This is a genomic window from Streptomyces sp. NPDC049577, from assembly GCF_040675635.1.
Taxonomy (GTDB): domain Bacteria; phylum Actinomycetota; class Actinomycetes; order Streptomycetales; family Streptomycetaceae; genus Streptomyces.
On the sequence record NZ_JBFAPH010000317.1, the window covers coordinates 1 to 7,412 of the forward strand.

Annotated in this window: 8 protein-coding genes; all 8 read left to right on the plus strand. The window is 72.7% G+C overall.

Features of this window, described 5'->3' with window-relative positions; all coding sequences use genetic code 11:
• Positions 1–57 precede the first annotated feature (57 nt).
• Positions 58–1,089 carry an N-acetyl-gamma-glutamyl-phosphate reductase gene (gene argC / locus AB0K09_RS26775; RefSeq protein ID WP_366067958.1) on the plus strand — a complete coding sequence of 344 codons (1,032 nt, stop codon included), beginning with the start codon at positions 58–60 and terminating at the stop codon, positions 1,087–1,089.
• Entirely contained in the window at positions 1,086–1,208 is a 123-nt protein-coding gene (locus tag AB0K09_RS26780; protein WP_366067959.1) for a hypothetical protein, read from the plus strand. The genes argC and AB0K09_RS26780 overlap by 4 nt, the downstream gene beginning before the upstream one ends.
• Positions 1,205–2,356: a bifunctional glutamate N-acetyltransferase/amino-acid acetyltransferase ArgJ gene (gene argJ / locus AB0K09_RS26785; protein ID WP_366067960.1), complete on the plus strand. Its 1,152-nt coding sequence runs from the start codon at positions 1,205–1,207 to the stop codon at positions 2,354–2,356. The genes AB0K09_RS26780 and argJ overlap by 4 nt, the downstream gene beginning before the upstream one ends.
• A complete protein-coding gene (gene argB / locus AB0K09_RS26790) occupies positions 2,353–3,270 on the plus strand; it encodes an acetylglutamate kinase (RefSeq protein WP_366067962.1) in 918 nt (305 codons plus the stop codon). The genes argJ and argB overlap by 4 nt, the downstream gene beginning before the upstream one ends.
• A complete protein-coding gene (locus AB0K09_RS26795) occupies positions 3,267–4,454 on the plus strand; it encodes an acetylornithine transaminase (protein WP_366067963.1) in 1,188 nt (395 codons plus the stop codon). Before argB ends, AB0K09_RS26795 begins: the two co-directional genes overlap by 4 nt.
• A gap of 49 nt (positions 4,455–4,503) precedes the next feature.
• Positions 4,504–5,046, plus strand: a complete 543-nt coding sequence (locus AB0K09_RS26800; protein WP_366067964.1) for an arginine repressor — start codon at positions 4,504–4,506, stop codon at positions 5,044–5,046.
• Between the two features lie 388 nt (positions 5,047–5,434).
• On the plus strand, positions 5,435–5,632 hold the full coding sequence (locus AB0K09_RS26805) for a hypothetical protein (RefSeq protein ID WP_366067965.1): 198 nt from the start codon (positions 5,435–5,437) through the stop codon (positions 5,630–5,632).
• Positions 5,629–7,412: TOMM precursor leader peptide-binding protein (locus tag AB0K09_RS26810; RefSeq protein ID WP_366067966.1), on the plus strand; the 1,784-nt coding region annotated here is incomplete at its 3' end. The genes AB0K09_RS26805 and AB0K09_RS26810, both read left to right, overlap by 4 nt.

Genomic DNA, 7,412 nt, shown 5'->3' on the forward strand with positions numbered 1-7,412 from the left:
CATTGCATAAAGCTGCCGTTCTCCGTATAGTCATGCCATCAGTGGATGGAGGAAGCGATGACGGCCATACGAGCGGCAGTGGCGGGAGCCAGCGGATACGCGGGCGGGGAAGTCCTGCGCCTGCTCCTCGGCCACCCCGGGGTCCGCATCGGGGCGCTGACCGGGAACTCCAACGCCGGCCAGGCGCTGGGCGCGCTGCAGCCCCAGCTGCCCGCGCTCGCCGACCGGATCCTCGCGCCGACCACCCCCGAGGCGCTCGCCGGGCACGACGTCGTCTTCCTCGCCCTGCCGCACGGCCGGTCCGCCGCCGTCGCGGCCGCGCTCGGCGAGCAGACCCTGGTCATCGACTGCGGAGCCGACTTCCGGCTGCGGGACGCGGGGGAGTGGGAGCGGTTCTACGGCACCCCGCACGCCGGCACCTGGCCCTACGGACTGCCCGAACTGCCCGGCGCCCGCGAGGCGCTGCGCGGCAGCACGCGCGTCGCCGTCCCCGGCTGCTACCCGACGGCCGTCACCCTCGCGCTCCTGCCTGCCTACGCCACCGCCCTCGCCGAGCCCGAAGCCGTGATCGTCGCCGCCTCCGGCACCTCGGGCGCGGGCAAGGCGGCCAAGCCGCACCTGCTCGGCAGCGAGGTCATGGGCTCGATGAGCCCGTACGGCGTCGGCGGCACCCACCGCCACACCCCCGAGATGGCGCAGAACCTCTCCGCCCTCGCCGGCGAGCCCGTCTCCGTCTCCTTCACCCCCACCCTCGCCCCCATGCCGCGCGGCATCCTCGCCACCTGCAGCGCGAAGGCCCGCCCCGGCGTCACCGCCGAGGCGGTACGGGCCGCCTACGAGAAGGCGTACGCCCAGGAGCCCTTCGTCCATCTGCTGCCCGAGGGGCGCTGGCCGGCCACCGGGGCCGTGTACGGCTCGAACACCGCCCTCGTCCAGGTCGTCCTCGACGAGTCGGCCGGCCGGATCATCGCCGTCAGCGCCATCGACAACCTCGCCAAGGGCACCGCCGGCGGCGCGGTGCAGAGCATGAACGTCGCCCTCGGCCTCCCCGAGGAACTGGGGCTGCCCGCCACCGGAGTCGCGCCGTGAGCGTACGCCGGATCCTCGCGACCCTCCTGGCACGGCTGACCCCGTGCGCCACCACGGAAGACGAAACGATCACGACGATGGACACGACGATGGACATGACGACGAAGGAGCCGCAGTGAGCGTCACCGCAGCGAAGGGGTTCACGGCGGCCGGAGTCGCCGCCGGCATCAAGGAGAACGGTCTCCCCGACCTCGCCCTCGTCGTCAACCGCGGCCCCCGCCTGGCCGCCGCCGGAGTCTTCACCGCCAACCGCGTCAAGGCCGCGCCCGTCCTGTGGTCCCAGCAGGTCCTCAAGGGGGGACAGGTCTCCGCCGTCGTCCTCAACTCCGGCGGCGCCAACGCCTGCACCGGACCGCTGGGCTTCCAGGACACGCACGCCACCGCCGAGAAGGCCGCCGAGGCCCTCGGCGTCAGCGCGGCCGAGGTCGCGGTCGCCTCCACCGGCCTCATCGGCGTCCGGCTGCCCATGGACCGGCTGCTGCCCGGCATCGAGAAGGCCGCCGCCGAACTCTCCCGGCACGGCGGCGAGAAGGCCGCCATCGCCATCAAGACCACCGACACCGTGCACAAGACCGCCGTCGCCGAAGGCGACGGCTGGACCGTCGGCGGCATGGCCAAGGGCGCCGGCATGCTCGCCCCGGGCCTGGCCACCATGCTCGCCGTCCTCACCACCGACGCCGACCTCGACGCCCCCGCCCTCGACCGGGCCCTGCGCGCCGCCACCCGTACCACCTTCGACCGGGCCGACTCCGACGGCTGCATGTCCACCAACGACACCGTGCTCCTCCTCGCCTCCGGCGCCAGCGGCCTCACCCCCGCCGAGGAGGACTTCGCCGAGGCCGTACGGGCCGTCTGCGCGGACCTCGCCCGGCAGCTCATCGGCGACGCCGAGGGCGCGAGCAAGGACATCCGCATCGAGGTGATCAACGCGGCCGACGAGGACGACGCCGTCGAGGTGGCCCGCTCCATCGCCCGGAACAACCTCCTCAAGTGCGCCCTGCACGGCGAGGACCCCAACTGGGGCCGGGTGCTCGCCGCGATCGGCACCACCTCCGCCGCCTTCGACCCCGACCGGCTCAACGTCGCCATCAACGGCGTCTGGGTCTGCCGCGACGGCTCCATCGGCGAGGACCGCGAACTCGTCGACATGCGCTACCGGGAGGTCCGGGTCACCGCCGACCTGTCGGCCGGCACCGAGAGCGCCGTCGTGTGGACCAACGACCTGACCGCGGACTACGTCCACGAGAACAGCGCGTACTCGTCATGACGGCGGACGGGACGGCGGGCACGACCCGCAAGCACACCGCCCTGCCCAAGGCCCGCACCCTCGTCGAGGCCCTGCCCTGGCTGACCCGGCACCACGGCAAGACCGTCGTCATCAAGTTCGGCGGCAACGCCATGGTCGACGATGAGCTCAAGGCCGCCTTCGCCCAGGACGTCGTCTTCCTGCGCCACGCGGGCCTCAGGCCCGTCGTCGTGCACGGCGGTGGCCCCCAGATCAGCGCCCACCTCGACCGGATGGGCATCCCCTCGGAGTTCAAGGCCGGGCTGCGGGTGACCACGCCCGAGGCGATGGACGCCGTACGGATGGTGCTCGCCGGGCAGGTGCAGCGCGAGCTCGTCGGACTCCTCAACCGGCACGGCCCCCTCGCGGTCGGCCTCACCGGCGAGGACGCCCGGCTGATGACCGCCACCCGGCACTACGCGCACCTCGACGGCGAGCGCGTCGACATCGGCCGGGTCGGCGAGATCAGCGCCATCGACACCGGAGCCGTCACGGCCCTCCTGGAGGACGGCCGCATCCCCGTCATCTCCTCCATCGCCGGCGGCGCCGACGGGATCTACAACGTCAACGCCGACACCGCCGCCGCCGCGCTCGCCGCCGCCCTCGGTGCGGAGACGCTGATGGTGCTCACCGACGTCGAAGGCCTGTACGCCGACTGGCCGCACAGCGACGAGGTCATCAGCCAGCTCACCGCGAGCGAACTCGAACGGCTGCTGCCCGAACTGTCGAGCGGCATGGTGCCCAAGATGCAGGGCTGCCTGCACGCCGTCCGCAACGGCGTGCGCACCGCCCGGGTGATCGACGGACGGGTCCAGCACTCGATCCTCTTGGAGATCTTCACGGACGACGGCGTCGGCACGATGGTCGTGCCCGACCCGGAGAAGGGGGAGGCGTGAGCAACGCCGGACTGACCGCGCGCTGGCAGGGCGCGCTCATGAACAACTACGGCACCCCGCGTCTGCCCCTGGTGCGCGGGGAGGGCACCGCCGTGTGGGACGCGGACGGCAAGCGCTACCTGGACTTCGTCGGCGGCATCGCCGTCAACGCCCTCGGCCACGCCCACCCCGCCGTCGTCCGGGCGGTCTCCGACCAGATCGCCACCCTCGGCCACGTCTCCAACCTCTTCACGGCCGAACCGCCGGTCACCCTCGCGGAGCGGCTGCTGGAGCTCGCCGGCCGCCCCGGCCGGGTCTACTTCTCCAACTCCGGCGCCGAGGCCGTCGAGGCCGCCTTCAAGATCGGGCGGCTCACCGGCCGCACCCGCATGGTCGCCACCTCCGGCGGCTTCCACGGCCGCACCATGGGCGCCCTGGCCCTCACCGGACAGCCCGTCAAACAGGCCCCCTTCCGGCCGCTGCCCGGCGACGTCAGCCACGTGCCGTACGGGGACGCCGAGGCGCTCCGCGCGGCCGTCACCGAGGAGACCGCCCTCGTCGTGCTGGAGCCCGTCCAGGGCGAGAACGGCGTCATCGTCCCGCCGGCCGGCTATCTCGCCGCCGCCCGCGAGATCACCCGGGCGACCGGAACCCTGCTCGTCCTGGACGAGATCCAGACAGGTATCGGCCGCACCGGCCACTGGTTCGCACACCTGGCCGAGGGTGTCGAGCCCGATGTCGTCACCCTGGCCAAGGGCCTCGGCGGCGGCCTTCCGATCGGCGCCACGCTGGCCTTCGGCACCGCCGCCGACCTGCTGACACCCGGACAGCACGGCTCCACCTTCGGCGGCAACCCGGTCGCCTGCGCGGCGGCCCTCGCCGTCCTCGACACGATCGCGAAGGAGGACGTCCTCGCCCGGGTGAGGCGCACGGGCACTCTGCTGCGTGACGGAATCGCCACGCTCCGGCATCCGCTCGTCGACCACGTCCGTGGCGCGGGCCTGTTGCTGGGTATTGTCCTTTCCGAGCCCCTCGCGCCGACGGTGCAGCAGGCTGCACAGGATGCCGGACTCCTGGTGAACGCGGTCGCGCCGAACGTGGTGCGGCTGGCCCCTCCGCTGATCGTCACGGACGACGAGGTGGAGACGTTCCTCCGGGCGCTCCCCGCCGTCCTGGACGCCGCCACCGCCGGGGAAGGGACGTGAGCGGCCGACGAGGCCCACGGGGAACGACGATCCGGAGACTGACGAGACCATGACCGAGGCGCAGCAGACCGAGCCGGCCCACGGCGGACAGGCCGTGCCGCAGACCCGTACCGCACGTCACCGCAGGATCGTCGACATCCTCGGCCGGCAGCCGGTGCGCTCGCAGAGCCAGCTGGCCAAGCTGCTCGCCGACGACGGACTCACCGTCACCCAGGCCACCCTCTCCCGGGACCTCGACGAACTCGGTGCTGTGAAGATCCGCAACACCGGCGGCGAGCTCATCTACGCCGTCCCCTCCGAGGGCGGCGACCGCACCCCCCGCGCGCCCCTCGGCGAGTCCGCCACCGAGGCCCGTATGGGCCGGCTCGCCGGCGAGCTGCTCATCTCCGCCGAGGCCTCGGCCAACCTCGTCGTCCTGCGCACCCCGCCGGGCGCCGCCCAGTTCTTCGCCTCCGCCATCGACCAGGCCGGCGTCCACGAGATCATCGGCACCATCGCCGGCGACGACACGGTCCTCCTCATCAGCCGCGACCCGAACGGCGGCCAGGCCCTGGCCGACCACCTGCTGCGGCTGGCCCAGAAGGAACGCTGAACGCCCGCCGCTCGCACGGCGACACGCACGTCAGGCCGTCTCCTCGCGAAGAGGGAGGCGGCCTTCTGGCATGCTGGGCGCCGTAGGGGGCATGAAGAACTCACGGCCGCCGAGCATGTGGCCTACCCACCGTCCGGCCCGCGAGGGCGCGGGAACACCTGGTGTTTCCCCCGGTGTCGGCGGGGGTCAGGGCCGTGGCCGTGTGCCGTTACCACCACCGCCGGGACGAGGTACGTACCAGCGTCCGCAACAGTTCCCGGGACCGGGTGTGAAGTCTTCATCCCCCGCTGATGACAAGAGCACTTCTCGTGCCTCACGCTCCCCAACAGAATCAGTGACGAACAAGCACGCGATTACACGAGCATGACGAAGTCGGGGGAGGAACGTCATGAACCACGTCTTTCGCAACGCCACCAGAGCCACCGGGGCCACGGCCCAGCCCGCCACGCGGGCGACCCGCCCACGGCTGGTGATCGAGAACCTCGACGCCGCACCCGAGCAGGGGTACGTGCCGGTCTGCGGGTGCGGCATCTCCGCCCTTCCCGCCCACGACGCGCTCGACATCCACGGGCAGATCGCGGCATGAGCGGTCACGGGGGACACGACGTGCGCACGGCGGGGCTGGACAGCGAGCTGCTGGTGGGCTTCAAACGGCATCTGCGTCCCACCGTCGTACCGGGAGAGGCGGTCTACCTGGTGTCGCACCGCGGGGTGACGGCACTGCACGGGGAACAGGCGGGCGTGCTGGTGCCCCTGCTGGACGGCACCATGAGCGTCCGCGAGGTCCTGAGCGCGGCCGCCCCGCTCCTGACCGCGGCCGAGGCGGAGGAGGCCCTGCTCACGCTCGACGGGGCCGGCCTCCTCAGATTCGACCGCGACGAGGCCCCGGCCGCCGGCCCGGGGACGCCGGCCGACCCCGCCGCCGAGGCCTACTGGGACCTCGCCGGGCTGGACGGCCGGCAGGCGGCGGCCGCGCTGGCGGCCTCCTCGGTGTGGATCGAGGCGCTGAGCGGAGTCGATCCGGAACCGGTCCTCATCGCCTTCCGCGAGTGCGGCATCCGGGTCGCGGACCGCGAGGCGGACGCGAACCTGACCGTCGTCCTGTGCGACGACTACCTGTCGCCAGAACTGGGCGAGGTGGACGACGCGCACCGGGCCCGGCGCACGCCCTGGCTGCTCGTCAAGGTCGGCGGCGTCGAGCCCTGGGTCGGCCCGCTGTTCCGGTCCGACGACGGCCCGTGCTGGCACTGCCTGGCCGCACGGCTGCGCGGTCACCGGCGCTCCGAGCGACTGGTGGAACGTGCCCTCGGCCTGAACCGGCCCGTGGCGAAGCCGGCCACCGCCCTGGCGGCCGGACGCTGGATGGCCGCGCAGTTCGCGGCGCTGGAAACGGCCAAGTGGCTTGCGGGCATGCGCTATCCGGCACAGGACGCCGTCCACACCATGGACACGCTCCAGCCCCAGGTCAGCACCCATCCGGTGGCACGGCTGCCGCAGTGCGCCGTGTGCGGCGACCCGGGTCTGGTCGGCGACCGGGTCCGCGCACCGTTCGTGATCCGGTCGCGGCCGAAGGCCCGGCAGATCCTCAACGGCCACCGGTCGCTCACCGCCGAGCAGACACTCCAGCGCTACGGCCACCTCGTCGATCCGGTCACCGGAATCGTCAAGGGCATCCAACGCGCGCCGCGCAGCCCCGAATTCGTCGACAGCTACATCTCGGGACACAACCTGGCCGTCGCCCCGCACACACTCGCCGGACTGCGGGCCGGACTGCGCTCGCTGAGCGGGGGGAAGGGCCTGACCGAGACCGAGGCACGGGCGGGAGCCCTGTGCGAGGCGGTGGAACGCTACAGCGGCACCCGGCACGGCGACGAGCCCGTGGTGTGGGACACCTACCGTGACCTGGGCCCGGCCGCCCTGCACCCCAACGCCTGCCAGCTCTACGACGAGCGGCAGTACCGCGACCGGGTGCGCTGGAACGCCCGGGGGTCCCACTTCCAGTACGTCAGCGAGCCGTTCGACGAGAACAGGCCGACGGAGTGGACGCCCGTGTGGTCCCTCACCGGCGGTACGCACCGGCTGCTGCCCACCTCGATGCTCTACTTCGCCGGTGCCGAGGGCCGGTCGGACGGCCTCCGCGCCGACTCCAACGGCAACGCCGCCGGCAGCAGCCCCGAGGACGCCCTGGTCCAGGGCTTCCTGGAACTCGTCGAGCGGGACGCGGTCGCCCTGTGGTGGTACAATCGCACCCGCCAGGCCGCCGTCGACCTCGACGCGTTCGCCGAGCCGTACATCGACCGCCTGAGGGACGGTTACCGGCAGCTGAACCGTGAAGTCTGGGTGCTCGACCTCACCTCCGACTTCGG

Excerpts from the sequence above, each read along its gene's own strand:
- argC (WP_366067958.1), top strand. The coding sequence starts at position 58 with ATGACGGCCATACGAGCGGCAGTGGCGGGAGCCAGCGGATACGCGGGC.
- argB (WP_366067962.1), top strand. The coding sequence starts at position 2,353 with ATGACGGCGGACGGGACGGCGGGCACGACCCGCAAGCACACCGCCCTG.
- AB0K09_RS26800 (WP_366067964.1), top strand. The coding sequence starts at position 4,504 with ATGACCGAGGCGCAGCAGACCGAGCCGGCCCACGGCGGACAGGCCGTG.
- AB0K09_RS26805 (WP_366067965.1), top strand. The coding sequence starts at position 5,435 with ATGAACCACGTCTTTCGCAACGCCACCAGAGCCACCGGGGCCACGGCC.